This window comes from Streptomyces sp. NPDC102490 (assembly GCF_044765285.1).
In the GTDB taxonomy this organism is placed as follows: domain Bacteria; phylum Actinomycetota; class Actinomycetes; order Streptomycetales; family Streptomycetaceae; genus Streptomyces.
On sequence record NZ_JBIWJU010000006.1, the window covers coordinates 169,366 to 193,578 of the forward strand.

Annotated in this window: 24 protein-coding genes and 1 tRNA gene; 11 read left to right on the forward strand and 14 right to left on the reverse strand. The window is 72.5% G+C overall.

Annotated features, from left to right (window positions below; translation table 11 throughout):
* Window positions 1–51 precede the first annotated feature (51 nt).
* The 4 genes from ACIRGB_RS15080 to ACIRGB_RS15095 all read right to left on the reverse strand — a co-directional run bounded on the left by ACIRGB_RS15080 (window position 52) and on the right by ACIRGB_RS15095 (window position 3,767).
* Complete coding sequence (locus tag ACIRGB_RS15080) at window positions 52–279, reverse strand: hypothetical protein (protein ID WP_003975647.1); 228 nt, start codon at window positions 277–279, stop codon at window positions 52–54.
* A gap of 88 nt (window positions 280–367) precedes the next feature.
* On the reverse strand, window positions 368–1,261 hold the full coding sequence (locus tag ACIRGB_RS15085; RefSeq protein ID WP_403863863.1) for an SDR family oxidoreductase: 894 nt from the start codon (window positions 1,259–1,261) through the stop codon (window positions 368–370).
* The gene (locus tag ACIRGB_RS15090; RefSeq protein WP_403863866.1) at window positions 1,258–2,211 is read right to left on the reverse strand and encodes an alpha/beta fold hydrolase; all 954 of its coding nucleotides are present in this window, start codon (window positions 2,209–2,211) and stop codon (window positions 1,258–1,260) included. Before ACIRGB_RS15090 ends, ACIRGB_RS15085 begins: the two co-directional genes overlap by 4 nt.
* Entirely contained in the window at window positions 2,208–3,767 is a 1,560-nt protein-coding gene (locus ACIRGB_RS15095) for a flavin-containing monooxygenase (protein WP_403863869.1), read from the reverse strand. The genes ACIRGB_RS15090 and ACIRGB_RS15095 overlap by 4 nt, the downstream gene beginning before the upstream one ends.
* A gap of 161 nt (window positions 3,768–3,928) precedes the next feature.
* Here ACIRGB_RS15095 and ACIRGB_RS15100 point away from each other — a divergent pair, with 161 nt between their 5' ends.
* Entirely contained in the window at window positions 3,929–4,576 is a 648-nt protein-coding gene (locus ACIRGB_RS15100) for a MerR family transcriptional regulator (RefSeq protein WP_403863872.1), read from the forward strand.
* Between the two features lie 16 nt (window positions 4,577–4,592).
* Here the strand turns inward: ACIRGB_RS15100 and ACIRGB_RS15105 are convergent, their stop codons facing one another.
* Window positions 4,593–5,396 carry an exodeoxyribonuclease III gene (locus tag ACIRGB_RS15105; RefSeq protein WP_403863875.1) on the reverse strand — a complete coding sequence of 268 codons (804 nt, stop codon included), beginning with the start codon at window positions 5,394–5,396 and terminating at the stop codon, window positions 4,593–4,595.
* A 67-nt stretch (window positions 5,397–5,463) separates the two neighbouring features.
* Here ACIRGB_RS15105 and ACIRGB_RS15110 point away from each other — a divergent pair, with 67 nt between their 5' ends.
* Window positions 5,464–5,949: a GNAT family N-acetyltransferase gene (locus tag ACIRGB_RS15110; protein WP_403863878.1), complete on the forward strand. Its 486-nt coding sequence runs from the start codon at window positions 5,464–5,466 to the stop codon at window positions 5,947–5,949.
* Window positions 5,950–6,012: 63 nt separating this feature from the next.
* Here the strand turns inward: ACIRGB_RS15110 and ACIRGB_RS15115 are convergent.
* The 7 genes from ACIRGB_RS15115 to galU form a co-directional block, all read right to left on the reverse strand.
* A tRNA-Ala gene (locus ACIRGB_RS15115) sits at window positions 6,013–6,086 on the reverse strand.
* A gap of 55 nt (window positions 6,087–6,141) precedes the next feature.
* Window positions 6,142–7,401 carry a gephyrin-like molybdotransferase receptor GlpR gene (gene glpR / locus ACIRGB_RS15120; RefSeq protein WP_403863881.1) on the reverse strand — a complete coding sequence of 420 codons (1,260 nt, stop codon included), beginning with the start codon at window positions 7,399–7,401 and terminating at the stop codon, window positions 6,142–6,144.
* Between the two features lie 173 nt (window positions 7,402–7,574).
* On the reverse strand, window positions 7,575–8,249 hold the full coding sequence (locus tag ACIRGB_RS15125) for a GNAT family N-acetyltransferase (protein WP_403864860.1): 675 nt from the start codon (window positions 8,247–8,249) through the stop codon (window positions 7,575–7,577).
* Window positions 8,246–8,785 carry a molybdenum cofactor biosynthesis protein B gene (locus tag ACIRGB_RS15130; protein WP_403863884.1) on the reverse strand — a complete coding sequence of 180 codons (540 nt, stop codon included), beginning with the start codon at window positions 8,783–8,785 and terminating at the stop codon, window positions 8,246–8,248. The genes ACIRGB_RS15125 and ACIRGB_RS15130 overlap by 4 nt, the downstream gene beginning before the upstream one ends.
* The gene (gene moaC, locus ACIRGB_RS15135; RefSeq protein ID WP_356359290.1) at window positions 8,782–9,294 is read right to left on the reverse strand and encodes a cyclic pyranopterin monophosphate synthase MoaC; all 513 of its coding nucleotides are present in this window, start codon (window positions 9,292–9,294) and stop codon (window positions 8,782–8,784) included. The genes ACIRGB_RS15130 and moaC overlap by 4 nt, the downstream gene beginning before the upstream one ends.
* Before the next feature lie 86 nt (window positions 9,295–9,380).
* Window positions 9,381–10,730: a gephyrin-like molybdotransferase Glp gene (glp, locus tag ACIRGB_RS15140; protein WP_403863887.1), complete on the reverse strand. Its 1,350-nt coding sequence runs from the start codon at window positions 10,728–10,730 to the stop codon at window positions 9,381–9,383.
* Window positions 10,727–11,638, reverse strand: a complete 912-nt coding sequence (gene galU, locus ACIRGB_RS15145) for a UTP--glucose-1-phosphate uridylyltransferase GalU (protein WP_403863890.1) — start codon at window positions 11,636–11,638, stop codon at window positions 10,727–10,729. The genes glp and galU overlap by 4 nt, the downstream gene beginning before the upstream one ends.
* Window positions 11,639–11,731: 93 nt before the next feature.
* Here galU and ACIRGB_RS15150 point away from each other — a divergent pair, with 93 nt between their 5' ends.
* Complete coding sequence (locus tag ACIRGB_RS15150; protein WP_403863893.1) at window positions 11,732–12,346, forward strand: 5-formyltetrahydrofolate cyclo-ligase; 615 nt, start codon at window positions 11,732–11,734, stop codon at window positions 12,344–12,346.
* Window positions 12,347–12,419: 73 nt separating this feature from the next.
* On the opposite strand, the gene ACIRGB_RS15155 is transcribed toward ACIRGB_RS15150, so the two are convergent.
* Entirely contained in the window at window positions 12,420–15,239 is a 2,820-nt protein-coding gene (locus ACIRGB_RS15155) for a penicillin acylase family protein (RefSeq protein WP_403863896.1), read from the reverse strand.
* 305 nt (window positions 15,240–15,544) lie between these two features.
* Here ACIRGB_RS15155 and ACIRGB_RS15160 point away from each other — a divergent pair, with 305 nt between their 5' ends.
* The 6 genes from ACIRGB_RS15160 (at window position 15,545) to mscL (ending at window position 21,367) form a co-directional block, all read left to right on the forward strand.
* Window positions 15,545–17,086: a potassium/proton antiporter gene (locus ACIRGB_RS15160; RefSeq protein WP_403863898.1), complete on the forward strand. Its 1,542-nt coding sequence runs from the start codon at window positions 15,545–15,547 to the stop codon at window positions 17,084–17,086.
* Between the two features lie 262 nt (window positions 17,087–17,348).
* Entirely contained in the window at window positions 17,349–18,614 is a 1,266-nt protein-coding gene (locus ACIRGB_RS15165; protein ID WP_403863901.1) for an MFS transporter, read from the forward strand.
* A gap of 67 nt (window positions 18,615–18,681) precedes the next feature.
* Window positions 18,682–19,014: an FmdB family zinc ribbon protein gene (locus ACIRGB_RS15170; RefSeq protein ID WP_403863904.1), complete on the forward strand. Its 333-nt coding sequence runs from the start codon at window positions 18,682–18,684 to the stop codon at window positions 19,012–19,014.
* 102 nt (window positions 19,015–19,116) lie between these two features.
* Window positions 19,117–20,004: an S-methyl-5'-thioadenosine phosphorylase gene (locus tag ACIRGB_RS15175; protein ID WP_403863907.1), complete on the forward strand. Its 888-nt coding sequence runs from the start codon at window positions 19,117–19,119 to the stop codon at window positions 20,002–20,004.
* Window positions 20,005–20,305: 301 nt separating this feature from the next.
* Window positions 20,306–20,785 carry a hypothetical protein gene (locus ACIRGB_RS15180; protein ID WP_403863910.1) on the forward strand — a complete coding sequence of 160 codons (480 nt, stop codon included), beginning with the start codon at window positions 20,306–20,308 and terminating at the stop codon, window positions 20,783–20,785.
* Window positions 20,786–20,896: 111 nt separating this feature from the next.
* Window positions 20,897–21,367: a large conductance mechanosensitive channel protein MscL gene (gene mscL, locus ACIRGB_RS15185; RefSeq protein WP_403863913.1), complete on the forward strand. Its 471-nt coding sequence runs from the start codon at window positions 20,897–20,899 to the stop codon at window positions 21,365–21,367.
* Between the two features lie 16 nt (window positions 21,368–21,383).
* On the opposite strand, the gene ACIRGB_RS15190 is transcribed toward mscL, so the two are convergent.
* Window positions 21,384–21,560: a hypothetical protein gene (locus ACIRGB_RS15190; RefSeq protein ID WP_403863915.1), complete on the reverse strand. Its 177-nt coding sequence runs from the start codon at window positions 21,558–21,560 to the stop codon at window positions 21,384–21,386.
* 110 nt (window positions 21,561–21,670) lie between these two features.
* Between ACIRGB_RS15190 and ACIRGB_RS15195 the strand changes: the two genes are divergently transcribed.
* Both ACIRGB_RS15195 and ACIRGB_RS15200 read left to right on the forward strand, forming a co-directional pair.
* Entirely contained in the window at window positions 21,671–22,903 is a 1,233-nt protein-coding gene (locus ACIRGB_RS15195; protein ID WP_403864863.1) for a low temperature requirement protein A, read from the forward strand.
* Window positions 22,904–22,991: 88 nt separating this feature from the next.
* A complete protein-coding gene (locus ACIRGB_RS15200; protein ID WP_403863918.1) occupies window positions 22,992–24,035 on the forward strand; it encodes a P1 family peptidase in 1,044 nt (347 codons plus the stop codon).
* Window positions 24,036–24,213: the final 178 nt, after the last annotated feature.

A 24,213-nucleotide genomic window follows, 5' to 3' on the forward strand; every position in this document is an offset into this window, starting at 1 on the left:
GGCGCCCACCGGTGACCACCGGGGGCGCCCTCTCACTTCAGCGGCGGCGCGTCAGGCGTCGAAGCTGTCCTGAAGCCGCTCGTCCTCGTCGCGGCGGCGCGAGGACGGGTCCTGGTGCTCCGACTCGCGGCGGCGCGAGGCGGGCGAGGACGGGTCGATCTCGTCCTCGTCGCGACGGCGGTCGCGGTTCTGGAACTGGTCCCGCGCCTGCTCGGCCCGCTGCTTGCCCTGCTGCTGCATGCGCTCGGCCTTGTCCTGGAACTGGTCCTTCATACCCATGTGGGTTCACTCCTGTGGTGATCGGGCCCGACCGGTTCGGCCGGGCGCTCGATCAGATTCACACGAGCCGTGACCGTGCGCATGTCGATCACTTACGGACCGTAGTCGTGCTGGTCGGACGCCGTTCGTCGGCCGCTCCGCCGGCGCCGACCAGGCCGATGCGCCTGCCGTTCAGCCGGTCTCCGAAGCGCCGCATCTCGCGCTGCCCGACGGTGCCGATGACGGCCGGCAGGTAGCCGCGCACGCCCTGCATGCCGCGCAGCCACCACTGCCCGTAGACGTGCGCGGAGCGGCGCTCGACGCCCTCCACCAGCCGGTCGACCGCCGGGCCCAGCGGATAGGTCTTGTTCGACGGCCAGGGCAGCCGCTGCCGCAACTCCCGCATGACGTCGTCCTGGTCCGCGCCGCGCACCATGTCGGTGTCGGTCCAGGACAGGTAGCCGACGCCGACCTTCACGCCCCGGTGCCCGACCTCGCCGCGCAGGCTGTGCGCGTACGCCTCGACGCCGGACTTGGAGGCGCAGTAGGCGCTCATCATCGGGGCGGGGGTGAGGGCGGCCAGCGACGCGATCTGGAGCAGGTAGCCGCGGCTCTCGAGCAGGGCGGGCAGGAAGGCGCGGGCGGTGACGGCCGAGCCGATCAGGTTGACCTCGATCACCCGCCGCCAGGACTCCGGGTCGGAGTCGACGAAGGGACCGCCGGTGGCCACACCCGCGTTGGCGACGACGATGTCGACCTTCCCGAACCGCTCCTTCACCTCCGCCGCCACCCGGGCCATCGCCTCGTGGTCGGTGACGTCGGCGTGCCAGTGGTCGCTGTCGCTGTGCAACCGGGCGGACACCTGCTTGAGTTCGTCCGGCTCCAGGCCGACCAGCGCCACCTTCACCCCGCGCGCGGACAGCTTGCGGGCCATCAACTCCCCGACGCCCCGCGCCGCTCCGGTGACGACGGCGACCCGCCCTTCCAGGCTCACCCTGCTCATGCGCTCTCCTCGGCGTATACGGCGTCTTCGGCACGCTCACCGCGTGCGCTGGGTATGTAGGTGGCCGCGAGGGCCCGTATCTTCCCGCTGACCAGCTCCGGGGCCTCCATCGGCGTCATGTGGCCGACGCCCGGGAGTTCGGTGAGGCCCACGCAGTCGGGCAGCGCGGCGGCCAGCTCGCGGGCGTGCACGGGCGGCGTCAGCCGGTCCGCCGTACCGACCACGATCTCCACCGGCATCCGCAACTCCCGTACGCCGTGGTCGAGGTCGAGCAGGTCGAGGACCTGGGACCAGCCGTGCCGCACCCGGCTCGGGCAGGCGTGCACGATCCGGGCGCAGGCGTCGACCAGGTGCGGGGCCGAAGCGGGGCCCATCGTCCCGTACTTGAGGATGCGGCGGGCGAGCGGTGTGACCGGCCCGAGCGGCGCCCGGGAGCCGAGGACGCGCCGGGTCAGCCAGGTCCGCGCCCGGCCCGCCCGCATCGGCAGCACGGTGGCCGACGCCACCAGGCGTGCGCTGCCCGTGCTGCACAGCAGGACGGCCGCCGCGTGCTCGCGCACCGCGGGCCGGGCCGCCGCGGCCATCAGCGTCATCCCGCCCATGGAGTGCCCGGCGAGCACGGCCCGCTCGCCCGGCGCGAGGGTGGCGTCCAGTACGGCTTCGAGGTCGTCGGCGAGCGGCTCGGTGCCGTACGCCGGGTTGGCCGGGCTGCGGCCGTGGCCGCGCTGGTCGTAGGCGATGACGCGGTGGTCGACGGCCAGTTCGCGCAGCTGCGCCGCCCAGAAGGCGGTGGAGCAGCACCAGCCGTGCGCAAGAACCACCGCGGGCGCGTTCTCGGGGCCGTGCACCTCCACGTGTATCCGGGCGCCGTCGGCGGCGGTGACGGTCAGCTCGCGGGCGGGCGCGGGCGGGGCGTACGGCCCGTCGGCGAGGTGCGGCAGGCGGCTCACGCGCTCACCTCGGCGTCCGCGTCGGTGTTCGCGTCGGCGGACTTCGCCGTGGGCTCTGCGGCGGCCTTCGCGGGGGCCGGGCGCAGCACCTGGTACTCCGCGAGGTCCACGCGCCGTGTCTCGCGCCGGAACTCGGCGGTCGTGCCGGGCCAGACGGTGGTGTTGCGGCCGCTCGCGTCCAGGTACCAGCTGGTGCAGCCGCCGGTGTTCCACACCGTGCGCTTCATGCGCTCCTGCACCCGGTGGTTCCAGTTGCGCACGGCGGCGGGGCGCGGGTCGAGGGCGGTGCGGCCGCCGAGGACGTTCAACTGGCGCAGGTAGTCCGCCAGGTAGTTCAGCTGGGACTCGATCATCAGGATCATGGACGAGTTCCCGAGGCCGGTGTTGGGTCCGATGACCGTCATGAAGTTGGGGAAGCCGGCCGCCGTGCCGCCGCGCAGCGCCTCCATGCCGCCCTTCCAGGTCTCGGCCAGCGTCCGCCCGTCCGCGCCCACGACGCGCTCGGCGATGGGCATGTCGGTGACGTGGAAGCCGGTGCCGAAGATGATCGCGTCGGCCTCGGCCTCGGTGCCGTCGGCGGCGACGAGTGTGGAGCCGCGCACCTCGCTGAGCCCGCTGGCGACCACGTCGACGTTGGGCTTGGCGAGCGCCGGGTAGTAGGTGCTCGACAGCAGGATCCGCTTGCAGCCGATGCGGTAGTCGGGGGTGAGCTTGGCGCGCAGGGCCGGGTCCTTGATCGCGGCGCCCATGTTGCGCTTGGCGATCTGCTCGACGAAGCCCAGCTCGTCGGGGTGCTTGGTGAACGCCTGCACCTGGAGTTCCCGGATGCCCCACAGCAGCCCGCGGCGGAGCTTGGTGGTGACGGGCAGCGCCCGGTGCAGGGCCCGCTCGGCGCCGCTGATGGCCCGGTCCATGCGGGGCATCACCCAGGCCGGGGTGCGCTGGAAGAGGGTGAGCCGGCCCACCTTGGGCTGGATGGACGGCACGATCTGGATGGCGGAGGCGCCGGTGCCGATCATGGCGACGCGCTTGCCGGTGAGGTCGTAGTCGTGGTCCCAGCGCGCGGAGTGGAAGACCTTGCCGGGGAAGGAGTCGAGCCCCGGGACGTCCGGCATCTTGGGGTCGGACAGCGGCCCGGTCGCGGAGACGACGACGTCGGCGGTGAGTGTGCCGCGCACGGTCTCGATCTCCCAGCGCAGCTGCTCGGTGTCCCACGCCATCCGCTTCACCTCCGAGTCGAAGCGGAGGTGGGGGCGCAGCCCGAAGGTGTCGGTGACGTGCTCCAGGTAGGCGCGGATGTGCTCCTGCCCGGAGAAGGTGCGCGGCCACTCGGGGTTGGGCGCGAAGGAGAAGGAGTACAGGTGGGACGGCACGTCGCAGGCGCAGCCGGGGTAGCTGTTGTCCCGCCAGGTGCCGCCGACGCTGCCGGACCGCTCCAGTACGACGAAGTCGGTGATCCCTTCGCGCCGCAGCCGCACGGCGGCGCCAAGACCGCCGAAGCCGGACCCGATCACCGCCACCCGTACGTGTTCGTGAACCTGCTCGTGCTCGGCCATCCCGGAGCCTCCACGCTTGCCTGGACCGTCTGGAACCGTTCGGAACCACTTGGAACCGCGCCAGTGAACACTGGCGCAATGGGAGCGTAGAGCAGGTCCGTACTCATGGGTAGGGGTCGGGCGCAGGAAAGTTACCGGCGGTACGCCCTAAGGTCGTGGTCGTGACCGAGAAGCGCGAATACCGCATGGAGGAGCTGGCCCGGCTGGCCGGCATCACGGTGCGCACCCTGCGCTTCTACCGCGAGCGCAAACTGATCCCGCCGCCCCGCCGCGAGGGCCGCATCGCCTGGTACGACGACCACCACCTGGCCCGGCTGCGCACCATCGCGGCGCTGCTGGACCGCGGCCACACCCTGAACGGCATCGCGGAACTGGCCGACGCCTTCGACCACGGCCGCGACGTCGGCGACCTGCTGGGGCTCGGCGAGCCCACCGAGGAGACCCCGGTCCGCCTCACCCCCGAGGAACTCGCCGCCCGCTTCGAGGGCGAGGTCACCCCGGAGAACCTGGCCGCCGCGATGGAGCTGGGCTACCTCGGCACCGACGGCGACGAACTGGTCCACATCAGCCACCGCCTGCTGGAGGTCTCCTCGGCCCTGGTCCGCGAGGGCATCCCGCTCGGCGAGGTCCTCCAGGCCGGCGCCCGCGTCCGCGAACACGCCGACGCCCTCGCCGAACTCTTCGCCGACCTGATACTGCGCCACGCCCCCGAACCGGACCTCCACCGCCTGCGCCCGCTGGCCCGCTCCGTGGTGGAGGCGGAACTGTCCCTGGCACTGGACCGGCGGATGCGGAAGGGGCGGGAGTAGGTTTCCGCCCCGGTCGTCAGGGGCCGTAGACCACCGTCACCGGCGCGTGGTCGGACCAGCGCTCGGCGTGCGTGGCGGCGCGCTCGACGTACCCCTTGAGCGCCCTGGCGGCCAGGCCGGGGGTGGCGAGGTGGTAGTCGATCCGCCATCCCGCGTCGTTGTCGAAAGCCCGCCCCCGGTACGACCACCACGAGTACGGTCCCTCGACGTCCGGATGCAGGGCGCGCACGACGTCCACGTACCCGCCCTCGGCCGGGTCGAGGACGCGGCTCAGCCACTCCCGCTCCTCCGGCAGGAACCCGGAGTTCTTCTTGTTGGCGCGCCAGTTCTTCAGGTCGGCCTCGCGGTGGGCGATGTTCCAGTCGCCGCAGACCACGACCTCGCGCCCCTCGGCGGCGGCGCGCTCGCGCAGGCCCTTGAGGTGGCCGAGGAACGCGTCCATGAAGCGGACCTTCTCGTCCTGGCGCTCGGTGCCGACCTCGCCGGAGGGCAGGTAGAGCGAGGCGACCGTCACACCCGGCAGGTCGGCCTCCACGTAGCGGCCACCGGTGTCGAACTCGGTCGAGCCGAAACCGACGCGGACGGCATCGGGCTCACGGCGCGTGTAGAGGGAGACACCGGCACGGCCCTTGGCGGCGGCGGGGGCGTGCGTCACGTGCCAGCCCTCGGGCGTACGGACGTGTTCCGGCAGTTGGTGGGGTTCGGCCCGCACCTCCTGGAGGCACAGCACGTCGGCGGAGGTGTCGGCGAGCCACTCCACGAAGCCCTTCTTCGCGGCGGCGCGCAGACCGTTCACGTTCACGGAGGTCACGGTGAGCACCAGGGCACGATACCGGCACACTGGACGATGTCCCGCTCCGGATACGCATCGAATTACGGTAGGAAGCATGAACATACGCCGGGTCCCCTTCGACCACCCCGACGCCGTGAAGCTCAACGACGAGGTCCAGGCCGAGTACGACGTCCGCTACGGCGACGGCGGCGACGCCACGCACCTGGACCCCTCGGACTTCGCGCCGCCGAACGGCCAGTACCTGGTCGCGTACGACGAGAACGACGTCCCGGTCGCCTCGGGCGGCTGGCGCAGCCAGGACGCCAACGACGAGGGCAACCTCGACGGGGACGCCGAGCTCAAGCGGATGTTCGTGGTCGAGCAGGTGCGCGGCCGGGGGCTGGCCCGCCGCATCCTGGCCGCCCTGGAGGAGGACGCCCGTGCGGCGGGCCGGACCCGGATGGTGCTGGAGACCGGCACCAAGCAGCCGGAGGCCGTCGCCCTGTACACGTCCAGCGGCTACGAGCCGTGCGCGAAGTTCGGCTACTACCGCTTCCACGAGGAGAGCCTCTGCTACGCGAAGGATCTCCAGGTCCCGTAGGGCGGGAAACGACGAAGGTCCCGTCCGATCGTGATGATCGGACGGGACCTTCGTCAATGTGCGTGGACCTGAGGGGATTTGAACCCCTGGCCCCCTCGATGCGAACGAGGTGCGCTACCGGACTGCGCCACAGGCCCTTGCAACGAGTGAAACTCTAGCACCCCGCCCGGCCTGCTCAAAAATCCCTTACGGCTACTCGTTCGCCGCCCGGGGACGGTCGCCGTCCTCGTACTGGTCGAAGAGCGGCGTGCGCCCCCGCTCCCGGGCCCGGCGGGCGGACGCGGCGCGGCGGGCGTCGCTGCGGCCCGGGGTCTCCGGACGCTCCTCGGCCGGTGCGGCCGCCGGGCGGTCCCGGTCCGGGTCCGCGGCCCGGGCGGCGGCGTCCTCCTGGTCGGGGGCGACGGCACTGGAGCGGGCCGAGCTCCACGCGTCCGGCGCCGCCAGGTCCACGTCGGGCGTGGCACGGGGCGCGACCGGGGCGGTGACGTAGGTCGGCAGGGGCACCGGGACCGGGTCCCAGCTGTCGCCCTGCGGGCGCCCGCGGCGTTCCCGCTGCTGGTCGACCCATTCGGCGTGGTCGGTCTGCTCGACCAGCGCCCGCCGGTCGGCGGCGAGCGCCGACATCCCGGCGCCGGGCTCCGCCTCGGGTCCCTCGTCCGGCTCTTCGGAGTCGAGGTCGCCGACGGTGCCGGGGGCGGACGGGGCGGGCCCGCGCCGGCGCGGGCGGGGGTCGCGGTCACGCAGCCGCTGCGCGGCGGCCTCGGCCTGACGGCGGTCCATCTGGAAGGCGAAGCGGCGGCGCTCCTGCGCGCGCAGGTGGGCGATGTAGGCGCTGAGCAGCACCGCGGGCACTCCCGGTGCCCACAGGAAGGCGAGCCCGCCGACCGCCGCGACGACCGTGCCGAGCGTGAAGGCGAGGAAGAGCATCACGGTCGTACGCCGACGGCGTGCGAGCACCTTGCTGCGCCGGGCCCGTGCCGCGGCCGCCGGTGAGACGGGCGCGCGCCGGGCCTGCGGTACCCGGGCCCGCGCCGGTGCCGCGCCGGTACCGGCCGGGTCGCCGGGTTCCGGGGACGGTCCGGGTCTCGCGCCGCGTTCGGGTCCGCCGGTCTGTGGGCGCGCCGCTTCGGGCCGCTCCGCCGCCTGCCGCGGTGGGGTGGGCCGGGGGTGCCGTCGGGTCCTGGACACGGCGAAGGCCCGGACGTCCACCGAGTCGGTGACGGCGTCCGGGGCGTCGGCGTCGGGCCCCGCCTCGTCGGCGGAGCGCGACCGCAGGTCCTTGGCGTACCGGCGCTCCATGCCCGCCCGTCCGGACAGGAGCCGGATGGCGGTGCTGAAGCGTTCCGTCGGACGGGCCTCGTTCAGCTCGTCCTGCCTACGGAGCCACATCGGCACCAAGTAGGCGGCCCAGGCCCCGACGATGACTGCGTAGATCAGGCCGCTGCTGCTCACGCCTCACACGGTAGAGGGGTTTGCGTGAGGCCATCCGCCAATTGAGCCGGTGTGTCGCACGATCTGGCTGATATTTCGAACTTTTCTTGTGACTGATCCGATCAGCCGACCGCCAGGATCGCGTAATTATCCGCTTCCGGATGGTCGCAACCCGCTCTATTTCGAACGTTTATTCAATTCCCGGAGCTGCTGCCGGTGCTGCCGGTGGTGCCGCTGTTCCCGGCGTTCGGTGTACCGCGGTGCCGTGACCGGTGCCATCGCCGCAGCATGCCTTCGGGAACCTCTTCCGCGGTGAGCGCGAAGACGAGGTGGTCCCGCCAGGCTCCGTCGATGTGCAGATATCGGGGCCTGAGCCCCTCCTCGCGGAATCCGAGTTTCTCCACGACCCGGCGGCTGGGCGCGTTCTCGGGGCGAATGCAGACCTCGACGCGATGCAGTCCGACGGTGCGGAAACAGTGGTCCACGGCCATCGCCACGGCCGTGGGCATCACCCCGCGGCCGGCCACCGCCTCGTCCACCCAGTAGCCGACGTGTCCGGAGCACATCGAGCCCCAGGTGATGCCGGCCACCGTCAACTGGCCCACCAGCCGCCCCTGGTACTCGATGACGAAGGGCAGCATCCGGCCCGCGTGGGCCTCGGACCTCAGGTGCCGCACCATCTGCCGGTAGGTCGGCCGGTGCGCGATCGGGCCGCCGGGTCCGGGCGGCGGGATGGTGGCCTCCCACGGGCGCAGCCAGTCCCGGTTGCGCCGGTTGACCTCCCGCCAGCTCCGCTGGTCGCGCAGCCTTATCGGCCTCAGGACGATGTCGCCGTCCCTCAGCTCGGCGGGCCAGGAGGGGCTGTTCAGCTCGCACCCCCACCGCTGGCGGGTCTCGGGTGGTCACCGCCGCGGAGCTGGTCCACGGCGTGCTTCAGCAGCGGCTCCAGCACGGCGAGGCCGTCCTTCACCCCACCTGAGGAGCCCGGCAGGTTGACGATCAGCGTCCCGTCCGCCACTCCGGCCAGCCCCCTGGACAGCGCCGCGGTCGGCACCTTGTCCCGGCCGTACGCCCGGATCGCCTCCGCGATGCCCGGCACCTCGTAGTCGATCACCGCCCGGGTCGCCTCGGGGGTGCGGTCGGTGGGCGAGACGCCGGTGCCGCCGGTGGTGACGATCACGGCGTAGCCCGCTTCGGCGCCCGCGCGCAGGGCGGCTTCGACGGGGTCGCCGTCGGGGACGACCCGCGGGCCGTCGACAGCGAAGCCGAAGCGGCGCAGTCCCTCGGCGATCAGCGGTCCGCCCCTGTCCTCGTAGACACCGGCGGCGGCCCGGTTGGAGGCCGTGACGACCAGGGCGGCGTACGGCCCGAGGAGGGCCGCTCCGGCGCCGTCGTCCGGCGTCATGACCTGGTCCAGTCGCCGGACTTGCCGCCCGTCTTCTGCTCCACCCGCACGTCCGTGATGACCGCTCCCTTGTCGACCGCCTTGACCATGTCGACCACGGTGAGCGCGGCGACGGAGACCGCGGTGAGCGCCTCCATCTCGACGCCCGTGCGATCCGTCGTCTTCACCGTGGCGGTGATCTCCACGGCGTCGTCCGCGACCGACAGGTCCAGTTTCACACCGGAGACCGACAACGGGTGGCACAAGGGGATCAGATCGGGGGTGCGTTTGGCGCCCATGATGCCCGCGATCCGGGCGGTGGCCAGGGCGTCGCCCTTCGGCACGCCCTCGCCGCGCAGCAGCTCGACCACGCGGGGCGCGACGAGGACGCGTCCGGTGGCGCGGGCGGTGCGGGCGGTGACGTCCTTGCCGGACACGTCGACCATCCGGGCGGCGCCCGCCTCGTCGATGTGGGTCAGCCGGCCTTGCGGGTCCTGTCCGCTGCTCGGCGGTCGGTCCTGCGTACTCATGCTCGTGTGGCGCTCCCGGTCCTGGCCCGGCGCGGTGCGGCGCGTGGGCCTGCTGTGCGCGACACGGTACCGCCATCGGGCTCCGCTCAGCCGAGCAGGACCACCTCGACCTCGGCGCCGGGCGCCACGGACTCGGTGTCCTCGGGGACGACGATCAGCGCGTTCGCGTGCGCGAGGGCGGCCACGAGGTGGGAGCCGGAGCCGCCGACCGGGGTGACCGACCCGTCGGCGTGGCTGCCCCGCAGGAACTGCCGGCGGCCCTTCGGCGAGGTCAGTGCCTTGTCCGCGGCCAGGGACGCGGTGACCGTCGGGCGGTGCACGTCGGGCAGGCCCATGAGGGTGCGGATCGCGGGACGCACGAACAGCTCGAAGGAGACGTACGACGACACCGGGTTGCCGGGCAGGGCGAGCAGCGGGGTGTGGTCGGGGCCGATGGAGCCGAAGCCCTGGGGCTTGCCGGGCTGCATGGCGAGCTTGCGGAAGTCCACGCCGCCGCCCGGCTCGTCCTCGTCGCCGACGTGCGCCAGTGCCTCCTTGACCACGTCATACGCCCCGACGCTCACACCGCCGGTGGTGACCATCAGGTCGGCGCGCACCAACTGGTCCTCGATGGTGGACCGCAGGGTCTCGGCGTCGTCGGCGACCGCGCCCACCCGGTAGGCGATGGCGCCGGCGTCGCGGGCGGCCGCGGTGAGGGCGAAGCTGTTGGAGTCGTAGATCTGACCGGCCGCCAGCTGCTCGTCGGGCTGGACGAGTTCGCTGCCGGTGGAGAGCACCACCACGCGCGGGCGCGGGCGCACCCGTACCGTGCCCCGGCCGATCGCGGCGAGCAGGCCGATCTGCGGCGGGCCGAGGACCGTACCGGCCGCCAGGGCGCGGTCGCCGGAGCGGACGTCGCTGCCCTGCGCGCGGACGTGCGCGCGTGCCTCGGCCGGCCGGTACACGTGGACGTGGCCCTCGGCGCCCTCCGGGGCGAGGCTGCGGGCGCGCATGCCGGACACCGGCCCTTCGCCCAGCCCGCCGTCGGTCCACTCCACGGGGACGACGGCCTCGGCGCCGGGCGGGAGCGGGGCGCCGGTCATGACGCGGGCGGCCTGGCCGGGTCCCACGGCGACCGGGTCGGCCTGGCCGGCGGCGACGTCCCCGACGACCTCCAGGACGGCGGGGAACTCCTCGCTGGCGCCGGCGACGTCGGTGACCCGCACCGCGTACCCGTCCATGGAGCTGTTGTCGAACGGCGGCAGGGACAGCGGCACCGTGATGTCGTCGACCAGGACGCACCCCTGGGCGTCGAGCAGGTTCAGCTCGATCGGGTCGAGGGGGCGGACGGTGGCGAGGACGTCGTCCAGGTGGTCCTGCACCGACCACAGCCGGTCCGGGCCGTGGCCCGCGGCGGCGTGGTCGTGGCCGGTGTCACGGTGTGCGCTGCTGCTCAACGTCCTTGCATCTCCTCGGCTACGTAACTGCGAAGCCAGGTCCGGAAGTCCGGGCCCAGGTCCTCACGTTCGCATGCGAGTCTGACAATGGCACGCAGGTAGTCGCCGCGGTCGCCGGTGTCATAGCGGCGGCCCTTGAAGACGACGCCGTGCACCGGGCCGCCCACGGACTCGTCCGCGGCGAGCTGCTGGAGGGCGTCGGTCAGCTGGATCTCGCCGCCCCGGCCGGGCTCGGTCTTGCGCAGTATGTCGAAGATGTGCGGGTCGAGGACGTAACGGCCGATGATGGCGTAGTTGGACGGGGCGTCGGCCGGGTCCGGCTTCTCGACCAGTCCGCCGACCTTGACGACGTCGCTGTCCTCGGTGCTCTCCACGGCCGCGCAGCCGTAGAGGTGGATCTGCTCCGGCGCGACCTCCATGAGGGCGATCACACTGCCGCCGTACTGCTCCTGGACGTCGATCATGCGCTGGAGCAGCGGATCGCGCGGGTCGATGAGGTCGTCGCCGAGCAGGACCGCGAAGGGCTCGTGGCCGACGTGCGGGGCGGCGCACAGCACGGCGTGGCCGAGGCCCCTGGGGTCGCCCTGGCGGACGTAGTGCATCATCGCGAGGTCGCTGGACTCCTGGACCTTGGCCAGGCGGCCCGCGTCGCCCTTCTTCTGGAGGGCGGACTCCAGTTCGTAATTGCGGTCGAAGTGGTCTTCCAGGGGGCGCTTGTTGCGGCCCGTGACCATGAGGACGTCGCCGAGGCCGGCGGCCACGGCCTCTTCGACCACGTACTGGATCGCCGGCTTGTCGACGACCGGCAGCATCTCCTTGGGAGTGGCCTTGGTGGCCGGCAGGAACCGGGTACCGAGACCGGCTGCTGGGATGACAGCCTTGCTGATCCTGGGGTGGGACTGAGTCATGCGCGCCACCCTATCCGGTGCCTATGGGGAGAATCTGTGACGCGAGACCATAGGCGCTCATATGAGCACAATAGCGCGGTACGGGAGTCACCGATGTCTCATCTCGGCCCTGTGGACGAACCTGACAAGCGGACGTTGCGGCGGGATTTCCTGGCGGCGAGGAACCGGTTGACGCCGGATGACCTGCGGGAAGCCGCCGAGGCGCTGGCCGGGCGGGCGCTCGGGCTGCCGGAGGTGGCAAAGGCGCGCGCCGTGGCGGCGTACGTCTCCGTGGGCGCCGAGCCGGGCACCCTCGCGCTCCTGGACGCGCTGCGCGCGCGGGGGGTGCGCGTCCTGCTGCCGGTGCTGCTGCCGGACAACGACCTGGACTGGGGCGAGTACGCCGGAGAGGGCTCCCTCGCGCGCGTGCGGCACGGCGGGCGGATGGAGCTGTACGAGCCCGCCGGCGAGCGGCTGGGGCCGGACGCGGTGACGCGGGCGGACGTCGTGCTGCTGCCCGGGGTCGCGGTGGACGGCCGCGGCCTGCGCCTGGGGCGCGGTGGCGGCTCCTACGACCGGGTACTGGCGCGGCTGGACGCGGCGGGCGCGCGTCCCGCGCTGCTGGTGCTGCTGTACGACCGGGAGGTCGTCGCGCACGTCCCCGCGGAGCCGCACGACCGGCCGGTGGACGCGGTGGTCACGCCGTCCGGGGTACGCAGGTTCCGCTGACGCCGGGCAGGGCGGAGACGGGAAACGGCCTCCACGCGCGCGTGGAGGCCGTTCTCGTGCGACGGGTGCGGGGCTACGGCTTGAGCACCAGCGTGTCGCTCGTGCTCTCGTCGACGGCCTTCCGCGAGAAGGACCACGGCAGCAGCTCGCCGTTCGCCCACTTGTCGGTCTGGTCGGTGTAGTGGGCGCTGTAGGCGTGTCCGGAGGCGCCGGTGAGGTTGATCCAGCGGGACTTGTCGAGGTCGCCGAGGTTGACCACCATCCGCATGGACGGCACCCAGATCACCCCGTAGCCGCCGGCCGCGTTCCAGCCGGAGGCGTTGACCGCCGCCTCGCCGCCGCTGAGCTTCCAGGGGCCGCGGTTGAGGGCGTACTTCACGAAGCCGGGTCCCTCGGTGCCCAGGGTCTGGTTCTTCAGGAACAGGCGGTGCAGGCGGCCCCAGTTCCAGCTGTCGATGTCCTTGCCGAGCTTGGCGGTCAGCTCCCAGCGGGCGTCGATCATCGCGCGCTTGAACAGGTCGTCGCGGTTGTGGTCGGCGCCCTTGCGGGTGCCCGAGGCGGGCGTCGTCCACCAGTCGCTCTTGGGCTTCTCCATCAGCGTGCGGACCACCTCGAACCAGCGGTCGCCGCCGTCCGGCTGCGCCTGGTCGGCGTCGCGCTGGCCGCACTCGCGGACCTTGTTGGTCTCGTCCGCCGGGCCGGTGGTGTTGACCGGGTCGACCCACAGGCACTGGCCCTCGGCCCGCAGCTCCTTGGGCAGCTTGTTGCCGAAGGCGAGCTTGAGGACGTTGCGCCAGACCGCGTTGAAGTAGGCGGCGGCGGCCGAGTCGGCGTCCTGGGTGTAGTCCCAGCCCTCCAGCAGCTTCTGCGCCTCGCGGACGTCCTTGTCGGCGATGTCGATCTTCAGCAGCTGGGGCACGAGCAGCTTGGCCATCTCGCTGCTGTTGTCCAGCTGCATCTGGCGCATGTCGTCGGTGGAGATCTTGCCGCCGTCCTTGATCTTCTGCTCGATCAGGGAGGTGATGCGCTGGCTGCGGGCGCCGTAGCCCCAGTCCGTGGTGAGCGTGTACGGGTACTTGTCCTCGTCGACGACGGCCTGGTTGGCGGTGACGATGTAGCCGCGCTCCGGGTCGTACTCGTAGGGCAGCTCGTCCTGGTCGATGTACTCGCCGGTCCAGCGGTACTTGGAGTTCCAGCCCGGCGCCGGGACCGAGCCGTCGTGGCCCTCGGCGCGCACCGGGATCCGGCCGGGCAGCGTGTAGCCGATGTGCTCGCTGTCGGCGTAGACCAGGTTCTGCGAGGGCACGTCGAACAGCGCGGCGGCCTCGCGGAAGTCGTCCCAGTTCCGGGCCCGGTCGATCGCGAAGACGGCGTCCATGCTGGTGCCCGCGTCCAGCGCCGTCCAGCGCAGGGCGACGCCGTAGCCGTCGCCGCGGTCGGGGGCGGAGCTGTCGACGGTGGCCTTCTTGCCGGTCTTCACCAGCTCGTCGTCGCGGTCGGAGAGCAGGGGCCCGTTGTTGGTCTCGCGGACGACGATCTTCTTGGAGTCGCCACCGGCGACCTTGATGGTCTCCTCGCGGGTCTCGAAGGGGACCACCTTGCCGTCGTACTGGTAGCCCTCGCCGGTGATCTTCTCCAGGTAGAGGTCGGTGACGTCGGCGCCGGAGTTGGTCAGGCCCCAGGCGATCTCCTGGTTGTGGCCGATGATCACGCCGGGCATGCCCGCGAAGGTGTAGCCGGCCACGTCGTACCGGCACTTGTCGGAGACGGTGCGGCAGTGCAGGCCCATCTGGTACCAGACCGAGGGCAGGGACGGCGACAGGTGCGGGTCGTTGGCCAGCAGCGGCTTGCCGGTGATGGTGTGCTTGCCGGAGACGACCCACGAGTTGGAGCCGATGCCGTCGCCGTTCACACCGACGGCGGTGGGGACGTCGTCCAGGACGTCCTGGAGCCCGGACAGTTGGCCCTGGAGAGCGTTGCCGGAACCGGAGCCTCCCGTACCGGTACCCGTACCCGTACCGGTTCCGCTGCCGGTACCCGTGCCCGTTCCGGTCCCGGTGCCCGTGCCGTCGCCCTCGCCGCCGCTCGACGCGCCGCCGCCGTCGAACGTCTGCGTGAGTTCGTCGTACTGGCCCTCCTGGACGATCGCCTTGTTGCGGTCGTACGGGTAGGCCGGGTAGAGGTCGGCGATCTGCTTCGGGCCGAGGCGGCTGGTCATCAGCGCGCGGTCGACCTCGTCCTGCATGTTGCCGCGCAGGTCCCAGGCCATCGCCTTCAGCCAGGCCACCGAGTCGACCGGGGTCCACTTCTGGGGCTTGTAGTCGTTGGTGAACCCGAGGGCCGCGTACTCCAGGGAGATGTCCGCGCCGTCCTTGCCCTTCAGGTAGGCGTTGACGCCCTTGGAGTACGCCTGGAGGTACTTCTTGGCGGAGTCCGAGAGCTTCTCGTCGTACTCCTTCTGCGCCACCCGGTGCCAGCCCATGGTGCGCAGGAACTCGTCGTTGTCGATCTGGCTCTTGCCGAACATCTCCGACAGGCGCCCGGCGGTCATGTGCCGGCGGACGTCCATCTCGTAGAACCGGTCCTGCGCCTGGACGTAGCCCTGCGCCATGAACAGGTCCTCCTCGGTGGAGGCGTAGACCTGCGGGATGCCGTACCCGTCGCGCTTGACGTCGACCGGACCCGACAGGCCGTCCAGCGTGATCGAGCCCTTGGTCTGCGGGAAGGACGCGCGGACGGTGCTGATCGACCAGTACGCCCCGTAGGCGAGGCCGCCGATGATGGCCAGGACCAGCACCAGGACGAGCAGCCGGCCCTTGCGCCCCTTCTTCCTGCCGGACGTCCGGGACGTGCCGGACTGCTGACCCGTGGAGGCGGTGGTGGTGGGGGGCATCGCTGTCCTTGCTGTCCTAACACGAGCGGCAGGGGCGGGCTGTGCTTCGTACGGAGGCCGAGCGCTGAGCGCCGAGCGCTGGAGCAACTGTAGGCGCAGACCCGGCGCCGCCTTGACGCGGAGTCGGGTACCGGCACGCACGAGCGTTCGATCTTGCCAAGCCGAGCGTCAAGAAAGCGTCAAGAGTTAGGTAAGGTAACGAAGTAGTTGCCCGCAGAGCATGGTGGATTCGTGTGCCATGGGGGTGCGCCGGGGTACGCCTCGCGCGCCGAGCGGGCGCGCTCACTCGCGCTGTGATTCATGCTGTGCGCCAGGGAAGGGAACGGCCGCTGACTGTCCACCACCTCAACCAGCTCCTGCTCGTCTGCTCGCTCGTCCTGCTCATCGCCGTGGCGGCGGTCCGGATCTCCTCGCGCAGCGGGCTCCCCAGCCTGCTCGTCTACCTGGCCATCGGCGTCGCCATGGGCCAGGACGGCATCGGCGACATCAAGTTCGACAACGCCGAACTGGTCCAGGTCATCGGCTACGGGGCCCTCGTGGTGATCCTGGCCGAGGGCGGGCTCGGCACGAAGTGGAAGGAGGCGAAACCGGCCCTTCCGGCCGCCTCCGCGCTGGCCCTGGGCGGAGTCGCGGTGAGTGTCGGCGTGACCGCGGCGGGCGCGCACTACCTGACCGGGCTGGAATGGCGGCAGGCACTGATCGTCGGGGCCGTGGTCTCCTCCACGGACGCCGCGGCCGTCTTCTCCGTGCTGCGCCGCATCCCGCTGCCCACGCGGATAACGGGCACGCTCGAGGCCGAGTCCGGCTTCAACGACGCCCCGGTGGTCATCCTCGTGGTCGCCTTCTCCACGGCCGGCCCGATCGAGCACTGGTACGTCCTGATCGGCGAGATCGCCCTGGAGCTGGCCATCGGCGCGGCCATCGGACTCGCGGTCGGCTGGCTGGGGTCGTGGGGACTGAAGCACGTGGCACTGCCCGCCTCCGGCCTCTACCCCATCGCCGTCATGTCGATCGCCGTCGCCGCCTACGCGGCCGGCGCGATGGCCCACGGCAGCGGCTTCCTGGCCGTCTACCTCGCGTCGATGGTCATGGGCAACGCGCGGCTGCCGCACTGGCCCGCCACCCGGGGGTTCGCCGACGGACTCGGCTGGCTCGCCCAGATCGGCATGTTCGTCCTGCTCGGCCTGCTGGTCACCCCGCACGAGCTGGGCGACGACATCCTGCCCGCCCTGGTCATCGGCCTGGTGCTCACCATGGTCGCGCGGCCGCTGAGCGTCGTGCTGTGCCTGGTGCCCTTCCGGGTGCCGTGGCAGGAGCAGGCCCTGATGTCGTGGGCCGGGCTGCGCGGCGCGGTGCCCATCATCCTGGCGACGATCCCCATGGTGGAGGGCGTCGCGGGCAGCCACCGCATCTTCAACATCGTCTTCGTCCTGGTCGTCGTCTACACCCTGGTCCAGGGGCCGACGCTGCCGTGGCTGGCCCGCAAACTGCACCTGGGCAAGGGCGACGAGGCGGCCGACCTCGGCATCGAGTCCGCTCCCCTGGAGCGGCTGCGCGGCCACCTGCTGTCGGTGACGATCCCCGAGGGCTCGAAGATGCACGGCGTCGAGGTCAACGAGCTGCGGCTGCCCACCGGGGCCGCCGTCACCCTCGTCGTCCGCGACGGCACGTCCTTCGTACCGCTGCCGACCACGGGGCTGCGCCGCGGCGACGAACTCCTGGTGGTCGCCACGGACCCGGTCCGGGACGCCGCCGAGGCGCGGCTGCGCGCGGTCGGCCACGGGGGCAAGCTGGCCGGCTGGCTGGGCACCGGAGGCACGGAAGGCGCCCGCGGCCATCGCAGGTGACCGATCGCAGGTGACCGTACGAGAGGTGCCCCCTTTCACAGGCCGCACCCGCCTCATCCCCTGTACGATGAAGGCCGCACCTGATCGAACCACCTCTGTCTGAAGCAGAGCTGGCGCGACCGTATGGCGGTCGGATCGCCCCCTCATCCACGTGGGCTCCGGCATCTACCGCAGTCCGCGCAAGTGGACAGCTCTCGGCGCTCCCGCACGACGACCACACGCGGCGGGGCTCGCGCTACCAGGCGGCAGAAAGGCACGGGCCGTGGCATCCACGGTCACCCGTCCGGGATACGGGCAGCTGCTGCGCACCCGCGGCGCCTGGACGTTCCTGCTCCCCGGCTTCGCGGCACGCCAGCCGTTCGCCATGCTCACGCTCTCCATCGTGCTGCTGGTGCAGCACACCACCGGCTCCTACGGCGTCGCCGGCGCCGCCGCGGCCGTCACCGGCGTCTCCATGGCCGTGTTCGCCCCGTACAGCGGCCGGCTCGCCGACCGCTACGGGCAGCGCGCCGTCCTGTTGCCCGGCGTCCTCGTGCACGCGGCGTCCGGCCTGACCCTGACCGCCCTCGCGCTCACGGACGCGCCCCTGTGGGCGCTGTTCCTCGCGGCGGTGCCCACCGGTGCCTCGGTGCCGCAGGTCGGGCCCATGGTGCGGGCCCGCTGGACCGTGACGCTCAAGGACTCCCCCCTGCTGAGCACGGCGGCCGCCTTCGAGTCCGTCACCGACGAGCTGACCTTCGTCCTCGGTCCCCTGCTGGCGACCGCCCTGTGCACCGCCGTCGACCCCGCCGCGGGCCTGGTCACGGAGGCCGCGCTCACCCTGGTGGGCGGTCTGCTGTTCGCCGCGCAGAAGAGCACCCAGCCGCAGGTCGGTGGCGCCGACGGCGGCCACGCGCGCGTGGAGCACGTTTCCGCGCTGCGGGTCCCCGGCGTGCGGGTGCTGATCGTCGCCTTCCTGGGCATCGGCACCGTCTTCGGCGGCATGCAGGTGTCGCTGGCGGCGTTCACCGAGTCGATCGGCGAGCCGGGTCTGAACGGCGTCCTGTACGGCGTCTTCGCGGCGGGCAACATGATCTCCGGCCTGGCCTGCGGCGCCATCGCCTGGAAGGTGGCCCCGCGGCAGCGCCTCCTGGTGGGCTACGCCGCCCTCGCGCTGACCGCGTCCGGCCTGTGGGCCGCGCACTCGGTGCTCGTCCTCGCGGGCCTCGGCCTGCTGGTCGGCATGTGCGTCGCGCCCGCCATCGTCACCGGCTACACCCTGGTCGAGGGCCTGGTCCCGGCGGGCGCCCGCACCGAGGCCTTCACCTGGCTGACCGGCGCCGTCGCGCTGGGCCAGGCGGCGGCCGTGACCGTCGCCGGACAGCTGGAGGACCGGTTCTGGGACGGCGCCGGATTCCTGGTGCCGATGGGCGGCACGGTCCTGGCCCTGGCGGTCCTGGTGGCGCTGCGCTCGCGGCTGGCCCCCCGGTCCCACGGCCGCACGGTCGCACGTGGCGTCGGTCACCGCGCGCCCGCCGCAGTGGACTGATCCCGAGGAATAGGTCACTATAGACCGTCGTTAGCACTCATCGAGTGAGAGTGCCAGGAGGAAGACAGTGCCGACGTACCAGTACCAGTGCACCGAGTGCGGCGAGGGCCTCGAGGCGGTGCAGAAGTTCACCGATGACGCCCTCACCGAGTGCCCGAACTGCCAGGGTCGCCTGAAGAAGGTGTTCTCGGCGGTCGGCATCGTCTTCAAGGGCTCCGGTTTCTACCGCAACGACAGCCGCGGCAGCTCGTCGAGCAGCTCGCCGGCGTCGTCGTCCTCGAAGGCGGCCTCGTCCTCGGCTTCTTCGTCGTCCTCGGACTCGGGTTCGTCGTCGTCCTCGTCGAGCGCGTCGTCCTCCTCGGGGTCCGGCAGCTCCTCCGCGGGCTCCACCGCCGCGTAGCACCCGCTTCCCACCGCCCGCGCGGAACCCTTTCCTCACGAGACCCCGTCGTCCTCCGACGACGGGGTCCTCGGCGTGGCGCGGGGCGGTTAGGGTGCGGTCATGGCGAACAAGGTGACGGCCCAGAACGCGCAGGCCGAGCAGATACGGGCCGAGGACGTGCGAGCCGAGATCGGCGTGATCGGGGGCTCCGGGTTGTACTCGTTCCTCGACGACGTCACCGAGGTCCGGGTGGACACCCCGTACGGGCCGCCCAGCGACTCCCTCTTCCTCGGCGAGGTCGCCGGCCGGCGGGTCGCCTTCCTCCCCCGGCACGGTCGCGGCCACCATCTGCCGCCGCACCGGATCAACTACCGCGCCAACCTGTGGGCGCTGCGCTCGGTGGGCGCGCGCCAGGTCTTCGGCCCGTGCGCCGTCGGCGGCCTGCGCCCCGAGTACGGGCCGGGCACGCTGCTGGTGCCGGACCAGTTCGTCGACCGCACGAAGTCCCGCCCGTCGACCTACTTCGACGGGCTGCCGACGCCCGACGGCACGGTGCCCAACGTGGTGCACGTGTCGCTGGCCGACCCGTACTGCCCCACCGGTCGGGCCGCCGCGCTGAAGGCCGCCCGGGGCCAGGACTGGGAGCCCGTGGACGGCGGCACCCTGGTCGTGGTCGAGGGGCCCCGGTTCGGGACCCGCGCGGAGTCGCTGTGGCACCGGGCGCAGGGCTGGTCGGTGGTGGGCATGACCGGCCACCCGGAGGCGGCCCTCGCCCGCGAGCTGGAGCTCTGCTACACCTCGCTGACCCTCGTGACCGACCTCGACGCCGGCGCGGAGAGCGGCGAGGGCGTCTCGCACGAGGAGGTGCTGCGGGTGTTCGCGGCGAACGTGGACCGGCTGCGGGGCGTGCTGTTCGACGCGGTGGCCGCGCTGCCGGCGACCGGGGAGCGGGACTGCCCGTGCGGGGCGGCGCTGGGCGGGATGGACCCGGGGATCGCGCTGCCGTAGGGGCGACGGGGCGGGACGGGGCGGGGCGGGATGTGGAACGCCCCGTTCCGGTGAGGGAGTTGTCCACAACCGGTCGGTGATCCACGGGCTTCGGCGGGACGCGGCGAGAAGCCTCATCGTGGGAGCGCAAGCCGGTCCCTCGTCACAGGTGGTGGTCACCGTGTTCCGTCCTGCCCTGCCCTCCTCTCCCCCGTTCCCCTCCTCAGCGTCTCCCTCGTTCCCCGCCTCGGCGTCTTTCTCGACCCCTTCCTCGGCGTCTGCCCCGCTTCCGCCCGGCACCGACGCGCCGCCCACCTGCGAGGTGCCGCACTTCGCCCCGGTTCGAGTGCGCGGCGGGCGCCGCGCCCTGCACCGGCTCGTGGCGCACCGACGGCGTGCCCTGGCCGCCGGGCTCGCGGTCACCGCCGCCGCGCTGGTGGCGGCGGGCCCGCATCCGGGGGCCGGCGGGCAGGACACGCGGCGGGCCCGTGGACACCCGGTGGCCGATCCGGTGGGCGAGCGGCACGGCACCCGGCTCGTGGCGGCGCCGGTGCGCATCGCCGATGCGGGCACGGTGCGGCTGCTCAGGCCGGGCGACCGGGTCGACGTCGTAGCGACCGGCGACGGCGGTGCCGGCGACGCCTCCGTGCTCGCGCGCGGCGTGCGGGTGACGAAGGTGCCGGAGCCCGTGGCGGACCCGGCGGCGGGCGGGGCGCTGGTCGTCGTCTCGGTGCCGCGCGCCACCGCCCACCGGCTGGTCGGCGCGGGTACCACGGAGCGCTTGGCGGTGACCCTGTGCTGAGCCGGTCAAGTCGCTCGTTCGAGGGACCGGATTGGACAGGACGGCCCAACGCTGTCGTAGGTTGCGGAGCGTTTGCTTCCTACACCTGTTCAAGCGAGGAGTGCTCCCACCGTGAGCGAGAAGAACGAGCCGAGCGTCTGGCAGGGCTTCAAGGCCTTCCTGATGCGTGGCAACGTCATCGACCTGGCGGTGGCGGTCGTCATCGGCGCCGCCTTCACCAAGATCGTCAACTCGGTGGTGGAGGGGGTCATCAACCCGCTGGTCGGGGCGTTCGGCACGCAGAGCCTGGACGGCTACAGCTCCTGCCTCAAGGGCCCGTGCACCGGGACCGGCGACAACGCGACGGGCGTGCGGATCCTGTGGGGCCACGTGCTGGGTGCCACCCTCACGTTCCTGATCACCGCGGCCGTCGTCTACTTCCTGATGGTGCTGCCCATGTCGAAGTACCTGGCCCGGCAGGAGGCCCGCCGCAAGGCGAAGGAGAGCGCCGAGGAGGTCATGGAGGTCTCCGAGCTGGAGGTGCTCAAGGAGATCCGCGACGCGCTGATCGCCCAGCGCGGTTCGGGGCACGACCGCTCCTAGCGTCCGCGCCCGCGGTTCACAGGTGGTGGGGCGGCTTCTCGTCGAGGAAGCGCTTGAGGTCGGCCGCGCCGTCGCCCTCGGGCCGCTCGCCCCAGCCGCGGTCGGTGTCGTCCGAGGTCTGCTGGTCCAGCGGGTCGTCGAAGACCAGCGCGGGCCTGGGCGCGCGGGGCTCGGGTTCGGGGGTGGTACTCATGCTCCCAGGGTACGGCTCGCCCCGTGGACGACGTCCCCTCCGCTCCGCTCGCCCCGGCGGAGGGGGTCCGCAAGCACATCCGCACCGTCTCTGCTGTGCTGGGAGCCATGATGTCCAGTCCTTCCTCCGCAAGCGAGCCCGCCGGGCCGCCGCCCGACGGCCACCCTCCGGTGCGCCGGCTGAAAGCCCGCCACCGGCACGAACCGCACCGCGTCGCCACGCCGCTGGAGCTCTTCTTCGACCTCTGTTTCGTCGTCGCCATCGCCCAGGCGGGCGTCCAGCTGGTGCACGCCGTCGCCGAGGGCCATGCCGGCGAGGGCGTCCTCAACTACGCAATGGTCTTCTTCGCCATCTGGTGGGCGTGGTTGAACTTCACCTGGTTCGCCTCGGCCTACGACAACGACGACGTGCTCTACCGGATCGTCACCCTGGTGCAGATCGCCGGGGTACTGGTCCTGGCGGCGGGGGTCTCCCGGGCCTTCTACGACCACGACTGGCTGGCCGTGATCATCGGCTACGCGATCATGCGGGTCGCCATGTCCGCGCAGTGGCTGCGGGTGGCGCGTTCGGCCGGCGGTGCGGAGCGGGTGATGGCGTTGAGATACGCCGGTGGCCTGCTGCTCTGCCAGGTCGGCTGGCTGGGGCTGCTGATCGTGCCGGAGGGCGGCCAGGGCTGGCTGTTCCTGGTGATGGTGGTGCTGGAGCTGTGCGTACCGGCGTTCGCCGAGCGCAGGCATCCGTCGTCCTGGCATCCGCACCACATCTCCGAGCGGTACGGGCTGCTCACGATCATCGTGCTCGGCGAGACCATCGCCGCGGCCACGGTGGCGGTGAAGTCGGGCATCGAGGAGAACGACGCGCTGGGCGAGGTCCTCCCGATCGCGGCCGGTGGGCTGCTGATCGTCTTCGCGGCCTGGTGGATCTACTTCGTGGTCCCCGTCCACAGCCATCTGCGGTCCAACAGACAGTCCTTCCTGTGGGGCTACGGCCACTACCTGGTGTTCGCCTCGGCGGCGGCGATCGGGGCGGGACTGGAGGTCGCGGTGGAGCAGGCCGTGGGCAAGGCGCACCTCTCGGCGCTCGCGGCGTCCTTCGCGGTGACCCTGCCGACGGCGGTCTTCCTGCTCACGGTGTGGGCGCTGCACGCACGGTATTTCAAGGTGGGCGTCGCCGAGCAGCTCGTGCTGCCGACGGCCGCGCTGCTGGTGCTCGCCTGCACCTTCCTGCGGGGCGAGGCGGTACTCGCGGCGGGGATCGTACTGGCGCTCGCCGTCGCGACCGGGGTGACGCTGACCGCGCGGCGCACCGAACGGGAGCGGCGGACGGCGGCCCCGGCCGCCTGAGCCACGGCTCCCCCGCCGGTGCCGGCCACCGTCACCCCGCCGTCGGTGACCACGGTGCCGTCGCCGGTGGCTGGACGAGACTGGCGGTATGACAGTTGACGCATTGACGGACGTCGCCGGTCTGCTGGTGGGCCACGCGACGCGTACCGGGGACGGGTGGCTCACGGGGACGACGGTGGTGCTCGCGCCGGAGGGCGGGGCGGTCGCCGGTGTGGAGGTGCGCGGCGGCGGACCCGGCACCAAGGAGACCGACGCGCTCGATCCGCGCAACCTCGTGCAGAAGGTCCAGGCGGTGGTGCTGACCGGCGGCAGCGCCTACGGGCTCGACGCGGCCTCGGGCGTGATGGCCTGGCTGGAGGAGCGGGGGCGGGGGGTGCGGGTCGGTCCCGACCCGGCGCACGTGGTGCCGGTGGTGCCCGCGGCCTGCGTCTTCGACCTGGGGCGCGGGGGCGACTTCCGGGCCAGGCCGGACGCGGCCACCGGCTACGCGGCGGCGGAGGCGGCGCACGCGAGCACACCGGGCGCCGAGGTGGCCGAGGGGTGCGTCGGGGCGGGCACGGGTGCCGTGGTCGGCACACTGAAGGGCGGCGTGGGCACCGCGAGCACCGTGCTGGAGTCGGGGATCGCGGTGGCGGCCCTGGTGGTGGCCAACGCGGCCGGATCGGTGACGGACCCGGAGACGGGGGTGCTGTACGGGGAGTTGTTCCGGGGCGGGCCGGTGGAGTACCCGGCGCCGGACGTCCACGAGGCCGCGGGGCGGCGGCTGGCCGAGGTCGCGGCGAGGAACGCGCCGCCGCCGCTGAACACCACGCTCGCCGTGGTCGCCACCGACGCCGACCTGTCCAAGGCGCAGGCGCAGAAGCTGGCCGGCACCGCGCACGACGGCATCGCGCGTGCCGTGCGGCCCGTGCATCTGCTCAGCGACGGGGACACGGTGTTCGCCCTGGCGACCGGGGCGCGTCCGCTCGACGCCGGGCAGCCGCTCGCGCTGAACGAGGTGCTGGCGGCGGGCGCGGACGTGGTGACGCGGGCGATCGTGCGCGCGGTGCGGGCCGCCGGCCCGGTGGACGGTCCGGGCGGGGCCTGGCCGTCGTACGGGGAGCTGTACGGCGGGGCGCGCCGGGAGGGGTGAGGCGCGGGCGTCCGCGGCGGTGTACGGGGGTGTGTCCAGCGGCAGTTGACCCGGCCGCGTTGCGATTGTCCGGGTTTTGTCACGCGTCGGCGTTCCGGGCGGCCGGTGGGAACCCCACGGGCCCCCGGGCACCTCTACACGGCTGAAACGACCCCGCACCACACCCGAACCTGGAGCA